The 24,230-nt window shown below is 39.8% G+C and carries 19 protein-coding genes; 12 read left to right on the forward strand and 7 right to left on the reverse strand.

Going from position 1 to position 24,230, the window contains the following annotated elements; all coding sequences use genetic code 11:
• Positions 1-61 precede the first annotated feature (61 nt).
• Genes ODZ84_RS22450 through ODZ84_RS22460 form a run of 3 tightly spaced genes read left to right on the forward strand, consistent with a single transcriptional unit; the run spans position 62 to position 1,955 of the window.
• On the forward strand, positions 62-634 hold the full coding sequence (locus ODZ84_RS22450) for a DUF1349 domain-containing protein (RefSeq protein ID WP_266174749.1): 573 nt from the start codon (positions 62-64) through the stop codon (positions 632-634).
• A 17-nt stretch (positions 635-651) separates the two neighbouring features.
• Entirely contained in the window at positions 652-1,008 is a 357-nt protein-coding gene (locus ODZ84_RS22455) for a hypothetical protein (protein ID WP_266174750.1), read from the forward strand.
• Between the two features lie 35 nt (positions 1,009-1,043).
• On the forward strand, positions 1,044-1,955 hold the full coding sequence (locus ODZ84_RS22460; RefSeq protein ID WP_266174751.1) for a helix-turn-helix domain-containing protein: 912 nt from the start codon (positions 1,044-1,046) through the stop codon (positions 1,953-1,955).
• A 1,196-nt stretch (positions 1,956-3,151) separates the two neighbouring features.
• On the opposite strand, the gene ODZ84_RS22465 is transcribed toward ODZ84_RS22460, so the two are convergent.
• Both ODZ84_RS22465 and ODZ84_RS22470 read right to left on the reverse strand, forming a co-directional pair.
• Positions 3,152-4,321, reverse strand: coding sequence for an MFS transporter (locus ODZ84_RS22465; protein WP_266174752.1), 1,170 nt, complete (start codon positions 4,319-4,321; stop codon positions 3,152-3,154).
• Positions 4,322-4,417: 96 nt separating this feature from the next.
• Positions 4,418-4,996, reverse strand: coding sequence for a TetR/AcrR family transcriptional regulator (locus ODZ84_RS22470; RefSeq protein WP_266174754.1), 579 nt, complete (start codon positions 4,994-4,996; stop codon positions 4,418-4,420).
• A 512-nt stretch (positions 4,997-5,508) separates the two neighbouring features.
• Here ODZ84_RS22470 and tkt point away from each other — a divergent pair.
• The 5 genes from tkt (at position 5,509) to pgl (ending at position 12,002) form a co-directional block, all read left to right on the forward strand.
• Positions 5,509-7,515 carry a transketolase gene (gene tkt, locus ODZ84_RS22475; RefSeq protein ID WP_266174755.1) on the forward strand — a complete coding sequence of 669 codons (2,007 nt, stop codon included), beginning with the start codon at positions 5,509-5,511 and terminating at the stop codon, positions 7,513-7,515.
• An 80-nt stretch (positions 7,516-7,595) separates the two neighbouring features.
• The gene (locus ODZ84_RS22480; protein ID WP_266174756.1) at positions 7,596-8,048 is read left to right on the forward strand and encodes an RpiB/LacA/LacB family sugar-phosphate isomerase; all 453 of its coding nucleotides are present in this window, start codon (positions 7,596-7,598) and stop codon (positions 8,046-8,048) included.
• A gap of 218 nt (positions 8,049-8,266) precedes the next feature.
• Positions 8,267-9,724: an NADP-dependent phosphogluconate dehydrogenase gene (gene gndA / locus ODZ84_RS22485; protein WP_266174757.1), complete on the forward strand. Its 1,458-nt coding sequence runs from the start codon at positions 8,267-8,269 to the stop codon at positions 9,722-9,724.
• Between the two features lie 29 nt (positions 9,725-9,753).
• Positions 9,754-11,280 (forward strand): glucose-6-phosphate dehydrogenase, encoded by a 1,527-nt coding sequence (zwf, locus tag ODZ84_RS22490; protein ID WP_266174758.1) that lies wholly within the window; start codon positions 9,754-9,756, stop codon positions 11,278-11,280.
• Positions 11,277-12,002 carry a 6-phosphogluconolactonase gene (gene pgl / locus ODZ84_RS22495; protein WP_266174759.1) on the forward strand — a complete coding sequence of 242 codons (726 nt, stop codon included), beginning with the start codon at positions 11,277-11,279 and terminating at the stop codon, positions 12,000-12,002. Before zwf ends, pgl begins: the two co-directional genes overlap by 4 nt.
• A 273-nt stretch (positions 12,003-12,275) precedes the next feature.
• Here pgl and ODZ84_RS22500 read toward each other — a convergent pair whose 3' ends face one another.
• The 3 genes from ODZ84_RS22500 to ODZ84_RS22510 are packed head-to-tail and all read right to left on the reverse strand — an operon-like array spanning position 12,276 to position 18,463.
• Positions 12,276-14,648 carry a choice-of-anchor L domain-containing protein gene (locus tag ODZ84_RS22500; RefSeq protein WP_266174760.1) on the reverse strand — a complete coding sequence of 791 codons (2,373 nt, stop codon included), beginning with the start codon at positions 14,646-14,648 and terminating at the stop codon, positions 12,276-12,278.
• A 29-nt stretch (positions 14,649-14,677) separates the two neighbouring features.
• Entirely contained in the window at positions 14,678-17,086 is a 2,409-nt protein-coding gene (locus ODZ84_RS22505) for a choice-of-anchor L domain-containing protein (protein ID WP_266174761.1), read from the reverse strand.
• Between the two features lie 24 nt (positions 17,087-17,110).
• On the reverse strand, positions 17,111-18,463 hold the full coding sequence (locus ODZ84_RS22510) for a phospholipase (RefSeq protein ID WP_266174762.1): 1,353 nt from the start codon (positions 18,461-18,463) through the stop codon (positions 17,111-17,113).
• Positions 18,464-18,905: 442 nt separating this feature from the next.
• Here ODZ84_RS22510 and ODZ84_RS22515 point away from each other — a divergent pair, with 442 nt between their 5' ends.
• From ODZ84_RS22515 to ODZ84_RS22525, 3 genes are all read left to right on the forward strand, one after another.
• Positions 18,906-19,421, forward strand: a complete 516-nt coding sequence (locus ODZ84_RS22515; RefSeq protein ID WP_266174763.1) for a hypothetical protein — start codon at positions 18,906-18,908, stop codon at positions 19,419-19,421.
• Positions 19,388-19,702, forward strand: a complete 315-nt coding sequence (locus ODZ84_RS22520; protein ID WP_266174764.1) for a T9SS type A sorting domain-containing protein — start codon at positions 19,388-19,390, stop codon at positions 19,700-19,702. The genes ODZ84_RS22515 and ODZ84_RS22520 overlap by 34 nt, the downstream gene beginning before the upstream one ends.
• A gap of 124 nt (positions 19,703-19,826) precedes the next feature.
• Positions 19,827-21,071 carry a T9SS type A sorting domain-containing protein gene (locus tag ODZ84_RS22525; RefSeq protein WP_266174766.1) on the forward strand — a complete coding sequence of 415 codons (1,245 nt, stop codon included), beginning with the start codon at positions 19,827-19,829 and terminating at the stop codon, positions 21,069-21,071.
• Between the two features lie 272 nt (positions 21,072-21,343).
• Here ODZ84_RS22525 and ODZ84_RS22530 read toward each other — a convergent pair whose 3' ends face one another.
• Positions 21,344-21,772: a hypothetical protein gene (locus ODZ84_RS22530; RefSeq protein WP_266174767.1), complete on the reverse strand. Its 429-nt coding sequence runs from the start codon at positions 21,770-21,772 to the stop codon at positions 21,344-21,346.
• Between the two features lie 180 nt (positions 21,773-21,952).
• On the opposite strand from ODZ84_RS22530, the gene ODZ84_RS22535 reads away from it, so the two are divergent.
• On the forward strand, positions 21,953-22,957 hold the full coding sequence (locus ODZ84_RS22535) for an SDR family oxidoreductase (protein ID WP_266174768.1): 1,005 nt from the start codon (positions 21,953-21,955) through the stop codon (positions 22,955-22,957).
• Between the two features lie 185 nt (positions 22,958-23,142).
• Here the strand turns inward: ODZ84_RS22535 and ODZ84_RS22540 are convergent, their stop codons facing one another.
• Positions 23,143-24,168, reverse strand: coding sequence for a phytase (locus ODZ84_RS22540; RefSeq protein ID WP_266174769.1), 1,026 nt, complete (start codon positions 24,166-24,168; stop codon positions 23,143-23,145).
• Between the last annotated feature and the right edge of the window lie 62 nt (positions 24,169-24,230).

Genomic DNA, 24,230 nt, shown 5'->3' on the forward strand with positions numbered 1-24,230 from the left:
CAGCAACCTCTTTAACAGGCAAGAAACATATATCAAAGTTAAGAACTTTAAAAAAATAGATATGAAAACCATTTTCGATAACAGTCTGAATGCCTGTAATATTACGCATACAGATACCGGGGTTCTTCTTAAAGCAAATCCAAAGACTGATTTTATTTGTAAGTACAAAGAATATATCAAAGATGAAGCTGCTTTTTTTTACATCGAGAAGAATGGCGATTTTACCATCAAAGCAGAAGTTGAGACAAAAGGAAATTCAGCCTACGATGCAGCTTTTTTGATGGTAAGAGAAACTGAAACCCGATGGATAAAATTAGCGGTTGAACTCGGAGTGGATACCACCTACAATGTTGTCTCAGTAATTACAGACAATTGGTCCGACGATGCGAATGGTGAATCACTAGCTTCAAATAAATGTTGGTTGCGAATAACGCGTAAAGGTGATTTTTGGGGACTCCATTATTCTGTTAACGGTAACAAATGGAGGTTTGTACGGTGTTTTGGTTTAGATCTTCCTTCTACCGTAAAAGTTGGATTTGGAATACAGGCACCATTAGGAGACCGGAGCGAAGGAAAACTGGATTTTATAACCCTGACAGATGAAAGTGTCAGCAATTTTAGGGATGGCAGTTAATAAAATTTGATTGTGCTATGAATTTTGTATTGAAAATTTTAGGTGTCATTATATTGATTATAGGTTTTAGTTTAACCTTCAAACCCGATTTATTCAGCAAATTGCCTACTCCAATAGATGGTTATCAGATGATAGAGAAAAGAGTAAAATGGGGTGCTTTGATTGGATTTGGACTGTTTTTAATATTTTTCACGGACTGGACATCCTGGAGACTAATTGTATCAGGACTGCTTTTTGGCTTAACTGCAGGTATCATCATTGCACGGTTGACAGGTTTCGTTCTGGACGGATTTTTCACAAGGCAATTGTGGTGGCTGTTGATAGAATGTGCAGCGCTTATCCTGTTGGGTTATATATACTTCAAACAAAAATGATAAAGTCTGAGTTTAGTTTTAAAATCTGAAAAATAATGCATAATATAAAATCCCTCTCCGAGTTTCACCGGTTATTATCTGTTGCGCCGCCTCTCCATCCTTTGGTAAGTGTGGTAAACGTGTCGGAACTGCACGCTGTTAGTTCAGAGGTATGGCAAAAATTTACCACCTCTTTTTATACCATATCGTTTAAAAATAATATCCAGTCGAAAATAAAATACGGACAGAATTATTATGATTTCGATAATGGTACAATGACTTTTACCGCTCCCAATCAGATTCAATCGGTTGAGGCCGCACCGACCGATATGTATAATGAAACAATGGGAACCGGTTACGTGCTTACGTTTCATCCTGATTTTTTAGCAGGCCATCCGTTAAAGGAAAACATCAGAAATTACAGCTTCTTTTCCTATGCAGTCAATGAAGCTTTGCATCTTTCAGAAAGAGAAGAGCATAACGTGATTGGCATTTTCGATAAAATAGAAGAAGAATACCAGCATGTCGATCATCATACGCAAAGTGTGATTCTATCTCAGATTGAACTGTTACTGAACTATTGCATGCGCTTTTACGAAAGGCAGTTTATAACGCGAAAAGCTGTAAATAATGATTTACTGACCAAAACAGAACAGATTATTCACACGTATTTTGATACGGAAAAAGGTCTGCAAAAAGGTATCCTGACAGTAGAGTATCTGGCCGGGCAACTTCATCTGACTCCGAATTATCTAAGCGATGCCCTGCGCTCGCTCACCGGTATGGGTGCGCAACAGCACATCCACTCGATACTGATCGAAAAAGCAAAGGAATATCTTAGCTCGACCAATCTGAGCGTTTCAGAGATTGCCTATCATCTTGGTTTCGAACGTTCTCAATCATTCAATAAATTATTCAAAATTAAGATGAATTTATCGCCTCTCCAATATCGGGCATCTTTTAACTGATGAAAAATAGGATTTTAGCATTAAAAGATTCGTCCGAAGTCTTGGTACTTGTGTTATAAAGTCTAACGTATCCTAACGGTTCGGAATAGTTCACAGATGGAAGTTAATTTAAATGTTAGAGTTACACTTACCGATGTGAATATTTTATAATTTTTATTAACAGTTCTAAATCCAATAGATATAAATTCAGCCTGAAGTATGGAATTGTCCGAAGGAAAATAATTACTTATTACCCTTATGATTATGAATAATTTACGCTAACAAATCATAAAAAACCATGAAAGAGTATACCTTTTGCATTTCTCAGTCATAATATTTGGATTTAAATATATCATGATATACATTAGCCAAAGTAAAAACATAGGTGCACAATGTTTTTAAAATTAAATAAATATTAATTTATCGAAATTAAATGTACAGGAATTAAGTACAACCGAAATGAAAAAAACAGAAGGTGGTTTTTCGGTCCATTCAGAGCAGGATTAACACTGGCTTATAGAAATTGATTACTTCAGCATGGAGGTTCAGGTTCAAATATTCCTGATTGGGCTTGGAGCTAATTAAAATCGAATTATTATGGATGATATTATCATTAATCTGGCAATTGGTATCGCATTTATAACGACTGATATAATCTTATATATTCATATAGCGAAAAAATATAAAACTTATAATCTTTTCAAAATCACTAAGTTTTGGATAAATGAATATATGTAGATTAATGAGCTATAATAATCATCTCAGGATATCGGTTACAACTAAAAGATAAAGTTTACAATGTTAGATCAATACAATGGATTATTCAATTAAATAAAATCTTGTAAAAATATTTAAAGATGATATAAAGACATAAGCAGGATATATCACTTGACTTGTTATAAGTCTGGCTATATGTCTACGACACATTACATTAGCAAAGATAACTACTATTGATCCAAATCCTTTATTGTATGAATAATAAATATGAAGATAAGGGCTTATTTGCTCCAGTACTTATTTTATCTATTTTGGCAATTGCAGCATTTTGGCATTATCTGTACAAATAGATTTTCTGTTAATCATAATATGGAATATTTGTAAGGGAAAGTAATATTACAAAAATTCCAGAGTGCTTGCTCAAAGCAGGATGACCACCTATTTTTGGCAGAAAAACTGAAGTGTCCAACATACTATGTTAGTCATCACCACTTAATTTCCTATTCTTTTTTGTGGTAATGTTTATCCATATACATACGCCAGATGATCACTATAACAGCCATAATCCCAAATATAATCCCTACCCAGGGGGTAACCGAGATCCCATACCGGTAGATAAAAAAACCGCCCACCGATGTTCCTAATGAAACTCCAAGATTTCCAAATGAAGTCTGAAGGCTGTTGGCAAATTCCTTAGCATGGGGTGCAGCTGAGATCATATAACCGACACCGATCAGAAAACACGGTCCGTACATAATTCCCCAGAGACCGGTCACCAGGATAACCTGTAAAAATGAATCACCGGTATACTGAAATGCGAAAGGAACGATAAATAAGCCTGCCGTGAATAATAAAGCGGTCCGGAACATGTTCTTTCCTAAAAGCTTACCGGCAGCATAATTGGAAACGACACCCATGGCACCGAATACCAGCAACAAAATACTTATTTCCCTTTCGCTCATATTTTTTTCTTTGCTGAGGTAATCTGCAAAGTAGCTGTAGGAACAAAACCAGGCCGTGATCAAAAACAGATTCAGAAGCGTACCTGAAATAAACCTGGACCGGGTAAGTATAGAAAGCTGACTTTTAAAAGACGCAGGCTGCTCATTGGGCATAGGCGGAAGATACCTGATAATAATAAGGATCGTGAGCAGGATTATGAATCCCTGGATGATATAGGTCGACTGCCAGGAATAGAAGCTGGCGATAAACGTGCTTAAGGGAATTACTGTTACCTGGGCCAAGGCAATTCCCCCGATGATGACAGCTGTGAGTTTCATTTGTTCCTTTTGTGATGTTCCTTTTACCGCTGCGGCGATGGCCATCGAGAAAAAAGCGGGGTGCAGAAAAGTAGGCAATATCCTGAGGATCATTAAGATTAGAAAAGGCGGACTGAAGATCGAAAATACATTTGAAATTAAAAATAATCCCATGGCAGAGAGCATGATCGTTTTCTTATCGAACCTGGAAGCAAGTAACACCGTAAATGGTCCTGTGACAGCGATGAATAAAGCAAAAATACTCAGAAGGTATCCGGCTGTTGCGATGTTAATATGATAATACTGAGCAATTTGGGGCAAAATACCAATAACTCCGAATTCGGTGCTGATAATTCCGACAACACCCAGACATCCGATGTAGGCTGCCCTTTTATTTAAGTTTGTTTTCATAATAAACTGAACGGTTTAAAATAGGATAAAAAAATATAGATTCGTAACCGGAGAAGAGCTTCTGACAGATTACGCTATTTAATAATGACTGATCTGTCATCTGATCATTTGGATCCATAGACTGATCATTGCATCAACTTGTGCTTTGTTATTATAAAGGACAAAATTTTTGAGTAGAGTAGTAGAAGAACTTGAAAAAAATGAGGCAGCCGTTTTTATATCCAGTTCCTTTTTAATCAGTCTTTGCTCTATACCGCGCTGCAAAATGGCCAGATAAACCTTTTCAATTTTCTTCTCATTTTCAGCCAGCATGGCATTAATCTCCTGGTCCACCATCGCAATTTCAAAGATCATTCTTACAGCCAGGCATACTTTATGATCGCGGATGCTCTGTTGTACGGACATGTCCAGTATTTTCACGAGATCTTCCAAGGCATTTTCACTGCTGGTTGTGAGAAAAGATTGATATTCTGTCAGCTTAGACTTCTGATATTTATCGAGACATTTCAGTAAAAGTTCTTTTTTGTCACCATAAGTGGGATAAATGCTGCTTCTGTTGATCTTCATATGATTCTCGAGATCACTGAGCGATGTTACATGATATCCCTGCTCCCAAAAGAGATTCATAGCCACATCTAGCTTTTCTTCGTATTCAAATTCTTTCTTTCTTGCCATTATGCTGCAAATATAGCATTTTAAACTGTTCGGTTTATAATTTTAAATTTATTTTTAATTGTTAACCATTGTTATACCCTGTTGTAATTATTATTTTCAATCTAAAAATAGAGTATACCTCGGATGTGCAATTCGTAATCAGACCAGGAATGCCGGCAGTTGAAAAATGTACTGAGCATAGATTGTAATAACGATAAAATAACTGGTCCTATTGTACGATTAATTTTAATAATATTCTAATAAATTAACGCTGGTTTTTTTTTAAATGGTCACAGTTTTGATGTAAAAGCTACCATAAAAGGATTACTGTTAAAAACATCATTAAAAGATCTTTCAACTCCTTTTGAACCAGATAACAAGCGGTGATTTCAGTAAAAAGTATTAGCAGGAAATGTCCGTCAGTTTTTAAAATTGTACGTAAATAAATATTGAATTGATAAATATTGTCTCCTTTTGAAATTATGTAAAAGGTTTAGCCGGTAGTTTATAATACAACCCAGTAAGAATAGAAAATGGAAAATAAAAATTTAATTCAGAAATGCATTGATACGGTAAGGATTTTAGCCGCTGATGCCGTACAGAAAGCAAACTCCGGACATCCCGGCACGCCTATGGCCTTAGCTCCGCTTGGGCATATTTTATGGTCGGGAGTTATGAATTACAATCCTGAAAATCCGGACTGGGCCAATCGTGACCGGTTTGTACTATCCTGTGGACATGCGTGCATGCTGCAGTACAGTTATCTGTATCTGACCGGATATCGAATTACCCTTGACGATATCAAAAAATTCAGGCAATTGCACAGCATTACTGCCGGGCATCCGGAGTATCGGCTGACGCCCGGAATAGAAGTGACAACAGGTCCTCTTGGACAGGGATTTGCCAATGGTGTAGGAATGGCCATTGCCCAGCAGTATATGGCTGAACGGTATAATCGTCCGGATTTTAATATTTTCGATTATAAAATTTATGCCATTTGCAGTGATGGTGACCTTATGGAAGGGGTTTCTGCCGAAGCCGCATCACTTGCAGGACACCTGGGATTGGGAAATATGATTTATTTTTATGACAGCAACCATATTACGATAGAAGGAGCGACTGATCTCGCTTTTGATGAAGAGGTATCCAAAAGGTTTCAGGCGTATGGATGGCATGTGCAGGAGGTGCAGGATATCAATGATCTGGAAGCATTATCTGCTGCGATCAGGAATGCGCAGGAGGAAACCGGGCGTCCGTCGCTCATAAAAGTCCACAGCCAAATTGGTTACGGAAGTCCCAACAAGCGCGATTCTGCGGCTGCCCATGGCTCGCCTCTGGGAATAGATGAGGTTCGCCTGGTTAAAAAGAATTTTGGATTCGATCAGGAAAAAGACTTTAACGTCCCTCCCGATGTTTTGGATTTTTACCATAAAGCAGGCAGAGATTCTTCGGAAAATGAAAAGCAGTGGAACAAGCTGTATGAAAATTATAAAAAAACATATCCTGACCTTGCCGAAGAATATGAAGCCGTTATTTCCGGTCAGTTGCCAAAAGATTGGCAAGATAAACTGCCCGTTTTTGAAACCGGTAAACCCATCGCAACCCGTAAGGCTTCGGGTCAGACCTTAAATGCCATTGCGGAAGACCTGCCTCAGCTGATCGGCGGTTCAGCAGATCTGTCCCCTTCTACCAATACAATGCTGGACGGTTATCCGTCCTTTGCCGTTAAGCAGCGGGATGGGCGTAACTTCCACTATGGAATCCGTGAACATGCCATGGGTGCTGTCCTTAACGGGATGGCTCTAAGTAATTATCTCATTCCTTATGGCGCCACATTTTTAATATTCTCAGACTATATGCGTCCGCCGCTGCGACTCGCTGCGATGATGAAAATACGTCCAATCATGGTTTTTACCCATGACAGCATCGGTCTCGGTGAAGACGGAACAACCCACCAGCCGGTAGAGCAACTCATCGGATTGCGGACCGTTCCCAATATGACTGTTATCCGGCCGGCAGATGCCAATGAAACGGCACAGGCCTGGCGGGTAGCGATTCAGCATACAGACGGACCGGTAGCACTTGCATTGACCCGGCAGGAAATTCCGGTCATCGATCAGAATAAATATACAACAGCGAAAGATCTTGAAAAAGGGGCGTACATTCTTTCAGATTCTGAAGGAACACCTGATGTCATTCTTATCGCCAGCGGATCGGAAGTTCATTTAATTTTAAAAGCACAGGAGGAGCTGGAGAAAGACCATATTAACGCACGGGTGGTCAGCATGCCTTCCTGGAATCTATTTGATAAACAAAGTAATGAATACAAAGAACGGGTGCTACCGCGAAGTATTCGAAAAAGATTAGCTGTGGAAGCGGGTTCACCGGTTGGCTGGATGAAATATACGACTGACGATGGAGAGGTTATTGGAATCGATAGGTTTGGTGAGTCTGCACCGGCTGAAGAAATCATGAAAGAATATGGTTTTACGGTAGAAAATGTGATAAAAACAGCAAAAGCTCTAATTTTGAAAAAGTAACAGGATTTTTCACGAACTTAGTATAGCAACTTTCATAAAAAATCAGCTTAATTAAAAACAAAAGGAAAATGCTTGTAGCAATGAGAAAAGTAGGAATCTGTGCAGATCATGGAGGGTTTGAACTTAAAGAGAGAATAAAATCTTTTCTGATGGAAAAACAGTTGGAACCCGTGGATTACGGTGCCACAGAACTCGATAACAGCGATGACTTTCCCGATTATGTCATTCCCTTGGCAAAGGCTGTTGCTTCGGGAGACGTTTGGCGGGGAATAGCAATTTGTGGCAGCGGTGTGGGTGCCTGTATTGCGGCTAATAAGATTTCCGGCATCCGTGCAGCCCTTGTTTCAGATCATTTTTCAGCACACCAGGGCGTGGAGGATGATGATATGAACTTACTCTGTCTCGGAGGACGTGTAACAGGACATGCAGCTGCAGAAGAACTGGTTTCAGCTTTTTTAAATGCCCGGTTTATCGGTGCTGAAAGACATTTGCGACGGCTTGGGAAAATCCAGGCCCTGGAAAATGGCATATAATAGAAATAATTCAAGACCTGTTCTAAATTTAATTTTAAAGCAGGAAAAGGTAGAAAAAAAATAAAAGAATTTGAAATCATTAACGAATATAATAGCAATGAATTATCCGGACAATCCCAACAGGAATTTTCAGGCTTTCGATATTCTAAGTATTTCTCAATGATTTAGTATAGAAGACTAAGCGTATACATCAAACATTGAAATAAATAAAAAAGATAATGCAAAATTTACAGGAAGATATTATTATGAAACAAGAAAATAAAAATGCATTCGGCATGATCGGTTTGGGAACCATGGGCTCCAACCTTTTACAAAATATCGCAGACCACGGCTACCCTTGTGCAGGATACGACAACAGCCCTGAAAAAGTAAATGCCCTTAATGCTTTGGATAATGAAAATATTGAAGGATTTTCAGACTTGAAAAAATTTACAGACAGTCTTGCAAGGCCGAGGATCGTTATGATGCTGGTACCTGCCGGTGAGATCGTAGATCATGTTATAGATGAATTGCTGGGTGTTCTGGATAAAGGTGACATTATTATCGATGGTGGAAACTCGCATTATACGGATACCGAAAGAAGATATCAGGAATTGGAAGGCAAAGGTCTTCATTTTGTGGGAATGGGGGTATCAGGAGGAGAAGAAGGAGCCCGCCGCGGTCCGAGTATGATGCCGGGAGGAGATAAAGAAGCCTACGAAATGATAAAACCTGTTCTGGAAAAAATTGCTGCCCAGGTTAATAACGAACCTACCGTAGCTTTCATGGGAAACCGTTCGGCAGGACACTTTGTGAAAATGGTACACAATGGTATTGAGTATGCCATCATGCAGTTAATCTCCGAATCCTATGAGATCATGAAAAAGGGGCTTGGAATGGATAACGGACAGATCCATGAGGTATATAAGAAATGGAACCAGGGTCGTCTGAAATCTTATCTGCTGGAAATTACAACCGATATCTTTGCCTTCAAAAATGAGGGTGAAAATGACTTTCTGCTTGATAATATTCGGGATGAAGCCAAGGCAAAGGGTACCGGAAAATGGACCTCCCAGGCAGCCATGGATTTGCACCTTCCCACACCCGTCATCGATATTGCAGTTTCCATGAGAGATCTTTCTACATTAAAATCGCTGAGAGTACAGGCGTCAGAAATGTATCCTGATGAGACCGAAATGAAGTATGAGGACCGTGGTGCCGACTATTGTGACCAGCTTGAAGAGGCCTTTTATTTTGCCATGGTTTCAGCGTATGCCCAGGGCATGCACTTGCTGTATCAGGCGAATGAAGAATTTAAATATGACCTAAACTTAGACCTTATTGCCAAAATATGGCGCGGAGGATGCATCATAAGATCCGAATTTCTGGAGGATATTTATGCTGCTTTCAATCAGGATCCTAAGTTGCAGCATCTGCTCCTCGACAAATCGGTTTCTGAAGATCTCAAGAGAAGCATTACCGGCATCCGGACGGTGGTTTCAGATGCTGTCCTGCACGGTATCGCGACTCCTGCGTTTTCCGCATCCTTAACTTATTTTGATGATTTCCGCTGCGAAAATATGCCGACTAACCTTATTCAGGCACAACGAGATTATTTCGGATCCCATACCTACGAACTGAAAGCCAAGGAAGGCGTATTTCATACCAAATGGGTCATGGAAAATATTAAGGAATAATCAGTTTAACAATATTTTAAAATTTAACTATGCCACGCACGTCAGATATAACAATACATCCCACTGTTTTAATTATTTTCGGGGCCAACGGAGATCTCACCAAGAGAAAGATCATCCCTGCCCTGTATAATCTGTTTCTTGAAAAACGTCTTCCTGAAAAATTTGCCATAATAGGAACTTCCAGAACGAAATTCAGTGATGAGAAATACCGTGATTCCCTGTTGGAGGGAATCAATGAATTTTCCAGAAAAGGTAAAGCTAAAGAGGAGGAATGGGCTGAGTTTTCTTCACATATCTCATATCAGGCAGCGGATATTAACAATGTGGATTCTTACAATGAATTTTACTCAAAAATAAAAACATTACAGGAAGAATGGAAGCAGAATGCTTCAGTATTGTACTACTGTGCCGTATCTCCTGATCTGTTCTGTACCATCGCCGAAAATATTTCCAAAAGCAAACTGGAAAATGATAAAGACAGAACGCGTATCATTATTGAGAAACCGTTTGGCAGGGATCTCGAATCCGCAAAAGCTTTAAATGCTAATCTGCTGACTATTTTTAATGAGCAGCAGATTTACAGGATAGATCATTATTTAGGAAAAGAGGTCGTTCAGAATGTAATGGCATTCCGTTTTGCCAATACGATTATGGAGCCTTTATGGAACCGGACTTATATTGAGCATGTCCAGATTTCTGTAACAGAACAGATCGGTGTGGAAAACCGGGGAAGTTATTTCGACAATGCCGGGATCCTGCGGGATATGATCCAGAATCACCTGCTGCAGTTATTATGCATTGTTGCGATGGAACCTCCTGTAAATTTTGACGCTGATCTTGTGCGTGACCGGAAAGTTGAGGTGCTGAAGGCGATACGGAAAATCGCACCCGGAATGATAGATAATATTGCAGTGAGAGGCCAGTATGGTTCCGGCTGGGTAGAGGGAAAAGAAGTTTCCGGCTACCGTGAGGAATCAGATGTTTCTGCAGATTCTAATACGGAAACCTATGCGGCCATGAAATTTCATATTGATAACTGGCGCTGGCAGGGAGTACCCTTTTACCTGCGCACCGGCAAAAGACTTTTCGAATCGGCTTCGCATATCATTGTACAGTTCCGGGAAGTCCCGCATAACATTTTCAGCAATGACGAAAGAAATCTTCCGAAAGCAAACAGGCTCATCATCAGTATCCAGCCCGATATGGCGATCAGGTTTCAGCTTGAAAGTAAAACGCCGGGTCTTGAAATGACCCTGAATACGGTAAATATGACCTTCGATTATTCAGGAAAAACCAAAACAGATTCACCGGAAGCCTACGAAACGCTTTTATTGGATGTGATTTCAGGAGATCAGACTTTATTCATGCGTGCAGATCAGGTAGAGGCAGCCTGGGAGGTTGTCATGCCGATCCTTGATTACTGGGAGAATAATAAAATGACCAATTTTCCCAATTACCCTGCCAATTCCTGGGGTCCTGAAAATGCAGAAGCACTCATTGCAAAAGATGGATTTCATTGGATCAATTTACCACACAAAAACAAGAGCAAACAATGACGGATTTAAAGATATTTAAAGAGGTTGACGACTTATTGGACCAGTTGGCGGAAATGATATGCGAGGCTTCGGAAAAAGCCATCGGGGAACGGGGACAATTTAACTTCGTACTTTCCGGCGGAAGTTCACCACAGAAGCTATACGAACTGCTGGCCTCCGAAAGATTTAAACACAAGATCAATTGGGACAAAGTCTGTTTTTTCTTCGGTGATGAAAGATTCGTACCCGCAGATGATGGCAGAAGAAACTCTCTAATGGCTGAACAGGCGCTGTTTAACCCACTGAAAATTAAAAAAACGAACATTTTCGAAGTTGATACTTCAGGTACACCGGAGGAATCGGCTCAGAAATACTGGAATGCTGTTACAAAACATTTTTCAGGAAAACCGGTTGAGTTTGATTTTATTCTTCTGGGACTCGGTGATAATTCACATACCGCTTCGCTATTTCCTGATACTCCCGTATTGGAAGAGAAGGAGGCCACGATAAAATCAGTTTTTGTTGCTGAGGTTGAAATATTTCGCATTACAATGACCGCTCCATTAATTAATAAGGCAAGACATATCGCATTTTTGGTTTTCGGAAAGGAAAAATCTGAAGCTGTTTTTCATGTGCTGGAGGACAAATCAGGTTCAGCCTGTCAATATCCCGGACGGCTGATCAATTCAGATGAGAAAAAGGTGTTTTGGTTTCTGGATTCTTCCGCAGCTTCAAAATTGTGATGGTTGTGCTTATGAGATATATTATCACTAAATGAAGATGTATTACAACTAAACGATGTGGGTTGAGAATCGTTCAAACGAAATCTTTCTCGTATAGGGATACAGGAAAACTTCATGAAAAAGGCCGTTTACACGAGTTGCGAGACGGCCTCATCTAATTTTTAATTGAGTATAGAAAACAGGTATAAATATAAACAGAAATTTCAGCAGGGTTGGATATATCCATGAGACTTTTTTGTTATTCTGCTTTTCCGGATGAGTAATACAAAGGTTTTACCTATTCTTAAGCAAAATCCATCCTGATCTTTTGATCTTAGTTTTCGATTTCGGATATTTAAAACTGAACTGATACCAATAGGTGGCTGTGGGAAGTTTTCTGCCGCTTATAGTTCCGTCCCAGACAGGGCGTTCCTTTGAAAACCTGAACATTTCCGTACCATATCTGTCGTAAACAGAACCTGTAAAGTCTGTAAAGTTTACAAGCGATGAAAGATTCAGGACATCGTTGATGCCATCACTATTAGGAGTAATAACATTGTTGATCTGCAGGGTGAAGAAATCAAGTGATCCCATGCAGTGTGTTCCTGCTCTTCTTACCGATACGACGTAATTGGTGTTATCTGAAAGATTTGTAAATATATTGGAAGTCTGCCAGCTGATTCCCTGATCAATGGAATATTCTAAAGTTGCGGAGATCATATTCATGACCGGATTTTGTGCAGTAACCGTTATCGTCTTTTTCATACCGTCATAGTCCAGAGCAGTTATAAAGGGGATGACCGCTCCCATTACTTTCGCCTGGAATACTTTTTTACAGACACCGTTATCGATTTCTACGGAATAGATTCCCCACTGGTCTGTCTCAATTTTTTGTGTGGTTGCTCCTGTGCTCCAGAGGAATTTAAAGCCTTCTCCTTCGCCGGCATCAAGCGTTACTTTATCTCCGATACACATTTCAATATCTTTTAGCGGGGAGGAGATGGCGGGTACAACTTCAATCCGTATGGTTGCAGGGTTCACGGACTTACATCCTTTTGGTCCAAGCGCATATACTGTAAAAGTTGTGGTCTGGTACAAAGTGACCGTCTGTATGTTTCCTGTTCCCGTAAAATTGTTCCACAGGTATGAATACCCACCTTCAGCGGTAAACGTCACCGATTCTCCCGGACATATTTTTATTTTTGATGCTTTTATTCTGGCAGTAGGAGTTGCTTCTTTCTGTAATGTAAGCTGAACGGTCTTATAACAGAACCCATTTGAGACGACCACGTAGAGTATTTGCCCGTCGTTGCCGTTATAGTCCAGAATATTCTGGATGTTATTGTTATTCTGTGCTATGGCATCAGCCTGATTTTCGTAGAATCTAAAGATTGCTCCGGGCGTCTGGCTTATGGCAGACGTAATGGTACTCAAATCGAAAGTGGTACGATCCGGTGTAGTACAGAGCAGTAATGTGGTATCATGAGCGACCGGAGTTATTCCTCCATGAATCTGTACTGTAGCTTTCCCTTTACACGGGTTTCCCGGAACCGTTACTTCAATAGTATAAGTACCCGGATCTGTTGCCGTAATAGTATTGGTGGTTGCATTGGGAATAGGAGCATTGTTATGATACCATTGGTAAGCAAAATTAGGATCATTTACTGATGCCTGCAGCACCTGAGAACTCTGGTCACATATATTAAGATCCGGGGGCAGAACATTTCCAAACTGATCCAATATCTGAGCACCAATATCAAAGGATCTTCCGTCTAAAAATACGGCAGTATCATATGATGTGTCTCCAGAATCTGCCAATGCCATTTTAAAATGATAGACCTGTCCGGGCACTACGCTGGCTATTGCGGTGAGAGGAACCGTCCGGCCGTTAAAATTCGTTTCAATATTAGCCGTATTATATCCTGCAAAATACTGTTGGTTGATAGCTGAGCACGCTCCCTGACTTATAGTTACTGCAGTTATTTCAGGGTGAATATTGGTTACACTTACCGGCCCGGCTCCTCCCGGAAGGACAGCAACATTTACATAAGGACCTCCTGCAGCAGGCTTTATAAGCAAAGCAAAGGCATCCGAATAACTGCAGGGATAATCGCCAACATATTCTTCAGAAGCTAATAAATAGTTAAATTTAACCTGAGTTGAATAGGGTATAAAGTCAAATTCCAAAACAACGGCATTTATTAGCCCCCTTTGAGGGTTGGTTGCTGTGAAAAGATCAGGATCACTCCCGGATCCAATATCATCATGTAGATGATTATTTATAGCAGAATTTCCCGCCTTTTTTACGTATCCTGTAGATAATACAATCCCATCTTTAAAAGGGAAGGCGGTAGCAGCTCGGTGAAAATATCCCCATGCTCTGGTAGAATCTGCTACTGCAGTATTAGGGCTTATCTGCACATTAAAAACATTGGGGGTGCCGCAGGAATTATTTACGGAAGGGGACAGCAAAACATCTCTCACCAGCTGGGTAATATCAAAGCCGGATTCGTTATAGCCGGCATCGTTTACATCAATAAAGGCTCCTGCTTTCAGAGATAGGGAAGAAAGTTTTTTCTTTTGCGGATCTCTGGGCTTGATATCCTGGGAATGAAAAAAATGTGATGATGCTAAAAGAATAAATAGCCAAAGGGTATAAACCTTCATAATATTTTTGTTTAAACAGGTTTAATAAATTATTCAAAGTTTTTCAGTAAGATCCATCCGGTTTTTACGATCTTTTCTTTACCGACAGGGCTTTCAAAAGCTACCTGATACCAGTAGGAAGCAGTGGGTAAACGCTTGCCCTGAAAGTAGCCGTCCCAGTACGGTTTTGTTTTTTCAGCTTTATAGACTTCTTTTCCGTATCGGTCAAAAATACTGGCACTGAAATTTTCATACTTATTGAGTCCTCTGAAATCAATAATATCGTTTAGATGATCTCCATTAGGAGTAATGACGTTTTGCATGATGAAGGTGAAATATTCCAGGAAGCTGACGCAGCTTGTATTTTTCACCCGTATTCGGATCGGGATGATTTTATTTCGTGGAACATTATGGAATATATTTGAAGACTGCCAGGTCATTCCGTTGTCTATCGAATATTCCAGAGTACTGTTGCTAGGATTGTCTGCCTTAAGCATCATCGTTCCGTTTTCGTTATAATCTGCTTTCTTAATTTCAGGAATTGTAGCTCTAATAACCTGTGCCTTAAATTCTTCTGAACATACTCCGTTACTGATCTTTACCGAATATTCTCCCGGAATGGCGGTTGTAATGGTTTGAGTGGTTTCACCGGAACTCCACTGATAGGTATATTCCGGTCCTGAACCTGCATCCAGGGTTATCATATCTCTGTCACAAATAGGCCCGCCTTTTAACGTTGAAACGATAGCAGGAACCACCTCAATGGTAAGGCGTGCCGGCACAGGAGACTTACATCCCTGGGCACCGATGGCATGTACAGAATAGGTGGTAGTCTGGGTAGGATTTACCGTTCTTATCCCTGAAGTGGTACCCGTAGAATCACTCCACAGATAGGTGGCTCCACCGGAAGCTGTTACCAATACAGATTCACCCGCGCATATTTTTAGCCTGGAAGCGGTAAGCAGTGCTGTCGGTGTTTCCTCTTTTTTTAAAGTTAGAGTTGCGATCTTGCTGCAGAAAGCTCCGTTGGACACAAGTACATATAAGATCTGCCCGTCTGTTCCGTTATAATTTGTCAGGTTGGTGATATGATTATTATTCTGTGCGACAGCATCTGCCTGATTCTCATAAAAACGAAATACGGCACCGACAGTTGTACTGATCATGGAAATTGCAGTATTTAAATTAAATGTAGCAGCATCTGTAGTGGTACACATCTTGAGTACAGCATTCTGTACAGTAGGGGATAAACCTCCTATTATAGTGATCTTAGCTGATCCCGGGCATTGATTTCCCGGGACAGACACTTTAACCTCATATATTCCGGGTACTGTTGCAGTATAAGCTATATTGGTAGCACCGGAAACAGGGATTCCGTCTTTAAACCACTGAAATGTCATTCCGGACGTTGGGGCGACCGATGCTTTTAATATTTGTGGCTGATGGTCACACAAGTAAATAGTGTCGGGTAGGATCATATTTGCCCCATCTACAATTTTAACCCCTATATCAAAAGATCCTCCTTCTAAGAAAACAGCAGTGTCTAGCTTTTGATCCTTATAATCGCATAAAACCATTTTAAAATGATAAGCAACACCGGGAGTTACATCCGCTAATGCCGTTAAAGGGATCGTTCGGCCTTTAAAGTTTGTTTCTACATTAGCAGTGTTATACCCCGCAAAATAGGATTCGTTAGAAGCAGCACAGGCAAAGTTTGCAGGATGAATATTGGTTACACTGATAGGGCCGGCTCCCCCCGGAAGTACCGCAACATTTACATAAGGCCCGCCCGCGACCGGTTTTATAAGTATGGCAAAAGCGTCGGAATAGCTACAGGGGTAAATGCCTGTATATTCTTCAGAGGCAAATAAGTAATTGAATTTTATTTTGTTAGAATAAGGAACGAAGTCGAATTCAAGGGCTACGGCATCATAGTGTTCGGCAATATTTGTATTGGTGGCAGCTGCCAGATCTGCATCCCCCTGCAAAGAGATCTTTGCTTCCAGGGGCGAAGATATAACGGAATTTCCAGCCTGTCTGGCAAACCCCGTAGTCAGGACCAGGCCATCCCGGAATGGGAAATTGGTAGCTGCTTTATGAAAGTAACCCCAAAACCTGTTGTCATCGGTCGCAGTATGGCCGGGGCTCACTTTTACATTCGTTACGTTAGGAGCTGAACAATGCGTTCCCCCTTTAATCAGAATATCGTTGACAAGTTGAGGAGGAGCATACGAAGAGGGAGCATAAGAACTTACGTTTACATCAATAAATGCTCCGGCTTTCATACTCTCAGCTGTAGCATTCTCCTTCGGCAGTATGCGCCGGGGTATCTGCTGTTTATTCTGAGGAAAAGAATATACAGATATTAACAGCACTATTAAAAATGAAAAATTGGGTTTTACAATTGTACGGCGATGACAGGATTTGTTTCCGGCGTTTATCATTTTTGTGGATTTCATATTTGTGTCAGTTTTAATGCTTTCTTAAAAAGGAGTTGCGGTTACAGATTGATCCTGGATTTCTACTTTTTGGACACCTTTTAGTTTCGTGGATAAATATTTTTCATTAATTTTCACCAACTTTATCCTTTGCTTTTTAAGGGAATTAAAATCGAGGGTAAGTTCAGAGACCCGGGAGGTCTTAATCGTCATTTCCCTGTTTTTGGTTACGATGACAATTTTTCCCATCTTAAGATCTTGCGGAAAAACTTCATAATAATATCCTGGATTAAATTTTCCGGAAAGAATCAATGCTTTGTTTTCTCTTAGTATTTTCACATAAGTGCTGTCACCGGCTTTCTTCTTTATAAGATAGAAAAAAGGATCATAGGCATTTTTTATGATGTCATCTTCCATTTGTAAAATGACATCACCTTTCTTTATTCCCATTTTTCCGGCTGTTGTACTGTCATTTTTTATAGAGCTGACTTTAAGTCCTTTTCCTTTAAATGAATAGTCATATGATATTCCGAAATCTGCTTTATCATTAAAAATTTTCAGGCTGTATTTTTTATGCCATTCCTGTGATGAGGACTCTGTATCGATTTTTGTAATAGAAATAAAGGAAAACCGGGCTGGTACCGCTGTTTCTACAGATGCATTAAAAGGAGAGATGCGGCTGTTTTTACGGATAAAGGTCAGGAGACTGTCTTTTTCGCCATCAAAATAAGCCATCTCATGTCCGCCTTTTGGGGTTTTGTAAATAATATTACGGTTAAATTGTTTCAGATACCCGGTCACCGGTGTCATCTGATTAATGGGGTAAAGCGGATCTTCGGTAGTGTTAATCACATAAATGGGAATATTATTGCTGTTCTGGGGAAATATTCCGTTTTTACCCAATTTTGCGGCCACAGGTAAGCTTCCGTTCATGGCAATAAAACCAGCGAAGAGAAACGGATTGGTCATGGCAGTGTATAAAACCCCTGAGCCCCCGTCTGAGAAACCACTCAGGAATACTTTGTCAGCATCGATATTAAATTCCTCTTTTGTCACTTCGATTTCTTTAAATATCATATCCTGTCCGACCTCATCAAACCAGGTGGCTCCCTGTTGTCCGTAACAGAAAAGCAGAAAAAAGCCGCCCCGATCAGCCAGACCGACCCATTTTGATTTTTTTATATAATCCAGCGGGTCTTTTTTTAGTTGCGGACTCGAAACTGAGCCATGAAGAAAAACGATCAGCGGTTTTTTTTTATTTACGGGGAAGTTTTTTGGAGTATACACAATGTAAGGCCGGATTTTACCGTCAGTACACCTGTAATTGAATGTATCGAATTTCCCTTCCTGCGCACAGGTAATTGAAAAAATGAAGAAAAAAATAATAATACTTTTCATGAATGTAAGCCGAGATTTAAGTGATTTATGACTTTGACTGTTTGATAAAGACGCTTTTAAAAAATTATTTCTAATGACGGGTCGTCGCTTCCTTAACACCCGCTGCAGTATTCATACATGTTACACCCCTGAAACTCTGATCATGCTGATGTATTTTAATTTTTTGACATTAAACAGGTGAAATAACCGTTATTATCATTCCCTTGATGGTCATATTAAAATCGTGCTCGACCAACTATTCTTAAGGTTGAAGTTGCCTACGTTATCCTGTGATGATCAGGAAAATGATTTCCCTGTGTAGATACCGGAAAACGCTGTAACTGATGTCTGCATTTACGCCAAGCCGTCTTCCGTTACAATAAAATTTTCACAAATATATTTATTTTATTTAGAATAATTAAAAATAAATTTTATAATTTTATCGACAATAAATAACATACTTATGAATGGAAAATTAATTTTATTAACCTTATTTATTGTGAATATTATAATTAAGGCTCAGCTATCATCTTTCAGTGAAAATTTTGATACATTTACAACAACAGGCGGAAATTCATTACCTCAAAATGGTTGGAATAAATACATCGTTTCAAGCGGAGGATCAGCCCCTCTGCTTTCTGTGAAGGAGACAGGAAGTGGCAATAAGTATATCCAGGCTTATTCGCTGTTTTCGGCAAATACCCCTTTTTATTTAATAAGTCCCCAGATTACCGCGCCGTCCGGTAACCAGACCATTACTGTAACGACACTACGAATAGGAGGGACCCCGGGATCGGGAAGTCTCGAAATAGGACTGGTTGCAAGTCCTTCTGATCTGTCAGGTTTTACTTCATTGGGAAATCCTATACCCATAGACACCAGTACACCTACTGTGACAACACTCAATGTACCGGCATCTTCCTACCAGTACATTGCCTTTAAATTTTGGCAACTGCAAACCACCAGGCTTTATTTTTAGATAATATTATACTTATTGCAGGAAATCTGGCTGTCTCGGACCAGCAAAAGAAAGAAGATAGAATCCGGATGTGGGTGAACGCAGAAAGTACCGTATTGGAACTGATAACAAAAAGGAATCTGAAAAAAATACAAATTTATGCTGCTAGTGGAAGAAAAGTGATAGAAAATATACGTCCAAAAACTAAAATTGATATCAGTACGTTATCCCCTGGAATGTATTTTACCAGCATAGAGACAGATGACGGAAAAACTGTCACATCCAAATTCGTAAAAAAATAAATCTTAAACAGTATCGACAGAATTCGGACAGCGGACATCGACTTCAATCTTTTTAGAGAAAGACAGGCTATTCCGTACTGCTGGTCCATCCAGATCATCATAATTCAATTTAAAATATAAAAACATGAGAAAAAAAATAATAATGCTTACTTTATTGGGCTTTATTCAATCCTTCGCCCAGAATTTCCAGTTCGGTTTTACCAATATATCAAGTGGTGCCAGCCATTTTGCATCAGATCTGTATTCGATGAATATATATAACGGAACATTATATGTCGGCGGCTGGATTAAATTGGCGAAACTTACGGGTTCCGGTTATACTCAGGTTCCCGAAATAAGCGCTAACGGTGTCATCAAAAAAATAAAAAATATCGGACAGGATATGTATGTCGCAGGACAAAGTTTTATCATTAACGGTATAACTACCAATATTGCAAAATATAATGGCAGTTTGTGGCAGCCCATAACTGCATTTCCTGCTGTAGGCGGGCTGAATGATATTATTGAATTTCAGGGAGAGATCTACGGAATCGGAAATGTTGCCGACGGTGAGGGTATGGTTGCTAAACTGACTGGAGGAAACTGGGTATCTGTGCCGGGGCGTCCTTATGGAGGTAACAATTATATGGGATTTGAGGTTTTTAACGATGAGTTATATGTTTTTGGTCATTTTACTCATGTCAGATCCCCTCTCGGCGACCCTATTCAATGTAATAATATAGCAAAATTTAACGGTACACAATGGTTCTCTTTAGGGGGAGCGCAACAACCTGGCAGCTCCTATATAAGAACAGCCTATCGCTGGGGACAAAAACTCATAACTTCCAATTACGATATTTGGGACGGGGTACAATGGAGCATAATTCCGGCACCCGCAGACCATTCTGATGCCTCAAAATTTATTACCTATAAAAATTATCTGATGGGAGCTACCTACAGCGGGATTAATATTTTCAACCCTACTGATCAGGAATGGAAAACAGTGATCCCGGGTAATGTGGTCCTGTCTGTTCCTGCAGCTCTGGAGATGATCGATGCGGCCCCTGTTGAGGATAATGCTGTTTATACGTCCTATAGTGCGGATGGTAACCCTGAACCCCATAAACTCAGTGAATTATTTCTATCCGTAAATGATGAAACCCTAAACAAAAAAACATTAGTTTTTCCGAATCCAGCAGAAGATCTGGTTTATGTAGAAAACGCTAAAAATCCGATCATTTCTATTGAGGTATATAATGCAACAGGTCGGTTACTTTCTGCGTATCTTAAAAGTCCCGCAAGTCTGGCTTCTTATCCCGCAGGTCATTATACTTTGAAAATTAAATATAAAGCAGGAAACGCGGAAACAAGAAAAATAATAAAAAAATAAGAAGAATAATTCATACGAATAATATATTTAAGCGTACTGCAGTGTAACGCTCTATAAAAACTCATAGCGGCTATCTCCAAAAGACAGCCTCCTTTTATTTTTTTTTAATCATTAAATTTTTTATTCCATTATCAATCTTTACCATTTAGAGGCCGTCTCACAACTCGTGAAAACGGCCTTTTTTATAAAATTTTCCTGTATCCCGATACGATAAGGATCTTCGTTTAAACGATTCCCAACCCACATCGTTTAGTTGTGATACATCTTCTTTGTTAGCAGTCATTCATCTCATAATTTACCTGATCGTATTTTTCTTCGAAAGGCTGTAACGTCTTGCTGTTAGCAGGAACTTTCTGAAGATTGACCTTCAGTTTTTTATTGCCGTCCTGTGATATCCAGAAGCCGGTGAGGCTTTCACCGTTTCTTATAACGCTGATTATTCCGGTAATACCGCCCTCTACCATCACCAGTTTATTTTCTTCATCATCCGAAATGTCGAGGTACAGCCATTTGCTTACCTGATCATACTTATACATTCCGGTGTAATGGGTAGTGGGACATCCTGAAATTTCTTCAACAAGATATAAGGTTACAGGGTATTTGTCAATCTTTCCTTTGTAAAGATATTTTTTTATTTCCTGAGCTGAAATAGTACCGAATAAAAAAATCATCATTAAAGATGCCGTAATTTTAATTTTCATGTTTTAATTATCAGGTAGTAAAATTATAAAGAACCTGGATTTAAACGACATCCTGTTCCATTAAAATTTTGTGGTAAAATATTCTTTAGTAATTTAAGTTCAGGTCGCAATTGATGGTATTTTTATGTTTAATGGCATAATAATAGGTGGAATTTGTGTATTAAACAAAACAATTACAAAATGAAATCAGAAGATCATTTACAGAAAAGCCTGAAAGGAAAAACAGTCGTCATTACCGGAGGAAGCAGTGGAGTAGGAAGGGCTGTGGCTGAAGCTTTCGCACTCGAAGGATGCAATATTGTTGTTGCTGCCCGCGGAAAAGAGGCTCTGGAGGAGACCGTCAGGTTATGCAGAGACCTGGAAGTGGCTGCCATGGCTGTGCCGACTGATGTATCAATTGCCTCGGACGTTCAGAATCTTGCGAATAAAGCGTTGGAGTTTAACGGAAGAATTGATATCTGGATCAATAATGCCGGAGTAATGGCAAGCGGTAAATTTGAAGAAATCCCGATGGAGCTGAATGAGCAGGTAATCAAGACCAATCTTTTCGGTTATATGCACGGCGCTTATAGCGTACTGCCTATTTTTAAAAAACAGAATGAAGGTATTTTAATTAATAATATTTCAATCGGCGGTTTTATGCCGGCCCCGTACAGTGCGGTATATTCGTCTACCAAATTCGGAATCCGGGGGATGATGGAGTGTCTTCACGGTGAAATCTCAGATTTTCCGGAGGTTCATATCTGTAATATTTATCCCCAGATTCAAAGATCGACAGGGAACATGCATTCCGCAAAATATTCAGGGTTGGATTTTAAAATTCCTCCTTTTGCAGCAGATCCCAGAGATACGGCCGCCAAAATGGTTGAACTGGCAAAGAATCCGCAAAAAGATATGTTCCCGGATTTCACTTCGTTGCTTCTGAAAAGTATGTACGGATTATTTCCGAAACCCATTATTAATACTGCTTCTGCGGCGATGAGGTTGCTTATGAAGGTTAAAAATGCGCCTTCCGATTCAGGAAATATATTGCTTCCTTCTTCTGATCCTCACCGGATTTATGGGGAAACCATTCTTCCTGTTCCTTCCCGGAAAACAAAATTGGCAATGCTGGCAGGGCTCGGCCTCGGGCTGGCCTTTATGTTGGTTAAAATAAAATCATCAGATAAAAATGAGATATCATAATTTTCGGGCAAATCTTTGATTTGCCCGAAACTTTTTTATTAATTAAACCTTGAAGACGGCTTGGTGTAGTTTATGCATTTGACCGGTCTTCTGGTTCTTCGGGAGGTTCAGGTCTGATGTAACGCCTAATGATGCGATGTTGACTTTTGTAAGTCCGTAACCGGATTAATAATTTACCTGTCCTGTTATTTCATATGGGCTTTAATTTTTTCTTCAATAATGCGCCAGTCATATAAGTGGAAAACTCTTCCGTTGCTCATCGCTACAAATACGCCTTTCGGAAATTTCGGACCTAAATTTACATTTGTTACTTCGGAGCCGTCACTTTCACTCGTTGAAACAGGAATTTCAGCGATTAACCCTTTGGCGGGATTTTCGCGTGCGTAAATGTTAAAGGTATCTTTCTGTTGATTTGAAACTAATATATATCCTGTACTTGCAGACGTCGGATAGATCGAAATTCCTTCTACATCAGATTTAAAATCACCTTTTCCGAAAACGGCAATTTCTTCATTTCCTTTTGCCGGATCTGCAAAGTATTGATGGACTCCAAACTGTTCGTCTGAATAATAGATATAGCCCATCTCATCATCTACAGCGATGCTTTCGATCTCTTTTAATCCGCTGTACTTTCCAAATTTCCTAACCACTTCTCCGGAAATTTTACCCTCTTTTTCGGTTAACTTATATTGCCACAGATAGCCGTCAGCAGGGCCTGATTTTCTGCCGACAACAGCGTAGATTTCTCCGGTATCAGGATTTCTGTACATCGAAATTCCCATCGGTCCGCGCTCTGCCTCCCCATCGAAAACCGAAAATTCACCCACTTCTTTCAGGTCAGGAAGAGTGTATAATTTTACTTTATTGGTTTCTCTTTCGGTGACTGCCGCAATATCGATTTTTTTACCATTTAAGGTAAAACCATATTCGATATCAACATTGTTCGGACGTTTTAAGCCTAATACTTTATTAATGATCTTTCCATCCAGATCGAAAGCATACAATCCGCCGTCGGTATCCTTGTCTGTTCCGATAATGATGCTTTTTGAAGCGTCCTCCGGATCGATCCAGAGAGCAGGATCATCCGTATCATGTAAAACAGTTTCTGTAACGGTAGTTGGCTGTAATTTTATTCCTAATTGGCCTTGCCCTGCACAATTCACCAAGAATGGCAAAATGGATAAGGTGATGATCGTATTTGACTTTTTCATTGACTTTAAAATTATTTCTCTTTTTTCCAATCTTTTCTGATTGGAAGGTGTATTAATGGATG

This window comes from Chryseobacterium fluminis, from assembly GCF_026314945.1.
GTDB classification, from domain to species: Bacteria; Bacteroidota; Bacteroidia; order Flavobacteriales; family Weeksellaceae; genus Chryseobacterium; species Chryseobacterium fluminis.

Coding starts and splice junctions, on each gene's coding strand:
- ODZ84_RS22450 (WP_266174749.1), top strand. CDS start 62: ATGAAAACCATTTTCGATAACAGTCTGAATGCCTGTAATATTACGCAT.
- ODZ84_RS22455 (WP_266174750.1), top strand. CDS start 652: ATGAATTTTGTATTGAAAATTTTAGGTGTCATTATATTGATTATAGGT.
- ODZ84_RS22460 (WP_266174751.1), top strand. CDS start 1,044: ATGCATAATATAAAATCCCTCTCCGAGTTTCACCGGTTATTATCTGTT.
- ODZ84_RS22465 (WP_266174752.1), bottom strand. CDS start 4,321: ATGAAAACAAACTTAAATAAAAGGGCAGCCTACATCGGATGTCTGGGT.
- ODZ84_RS22470 (WP_266174754.1), bottom strand. CDS start 4,996: ATGGCAAGAAAGAAAGAATTTGAATACGAAGAAAAGCTAGATGTGGCT.
- tkt (WP_266174755.1), top strand. CDS start 5,509: ATGGAAAATAAAAATTTAATTCAGAAATGCATTGATACGGTAAGGATT.
- ODZ84_RS22480 (WP_266174756.1), top strand. CDS start 7,596: ATGAGAAAAGTAGGAATCTGTGCAGATCATGGAGGGTTTGAACTTAAA.
- gndA (WP_266174757.1), top strand. CDS start 8,267: ATGCAAAATTTACAGGAAGATATTATTATGAAACAAGAAAATAAAAAT.
- zwf (WP_266174758.1), top strand. CDS start 9,754: ATGCCACGCACGTCAGATATAACAATACATCCCACTGTTTTAATTATT.
- pgl (WP_266174759.1), top strand. CDS start 11,277: ATGACGGATTTAAAGATATTTAAAGAGGTTGACGACTTATTGGACCAG.
- ODZ84_RS22500 (WP_266174760.1), bottom strand. CDS start 14,648: ATGAAGGTTTATACCCTTTGGCTATTTATTCTTTTAGCATCATCACAT.
- ODZ84_RS22505 (WP_266174761.1), bottom strand. CDS start 17,086: ATGAAATCCACAAAAATGATAAACGCCGGAAACAAATCCTGTCATCGC.
- ODZ84_RS22510 (WP_266174762.1), bottom strand. CDS start 18,463: ATGAAAAGTATTATTATTTTTTTCTTCATTTTTTCAATTACCTGTGCG.
- ODZ84_RS22515 (WP_266174763.1), top strand. CDS start 18,906: ATGAATGGAAAATTAATTTTATTAACCTTATTTATTGTGAATATTATA.
- ODZ84_RS22525 (WP_266174766.1), top strand. CDS start 19,827: ATGAGAAAAAAAATAATAATGCTTACTTTATTGGGCTTTATTCAATCC.
- ODZ84_RS22530 (WP_266174767.1), bottom strand. CDS start 21,772: ATGAAAATTAAAATTACGGCATCTTTAATGATGATTTTTTTATTCGGT.
- ODZ84_RS22535 (WP_266174768.1), top strand. CDS start 21,953: ATGAAATCAGAAGATCATTTACAGAAAAGCCTGAAAGGAAAAACAGTC.
- ODZ84_RS22540 (WP_266174769.1), bottom strand. CDS start 24,168: ATGAAAAAGTCAAATACGATCATCACCTTATCCATTTTGCCATTCTTG.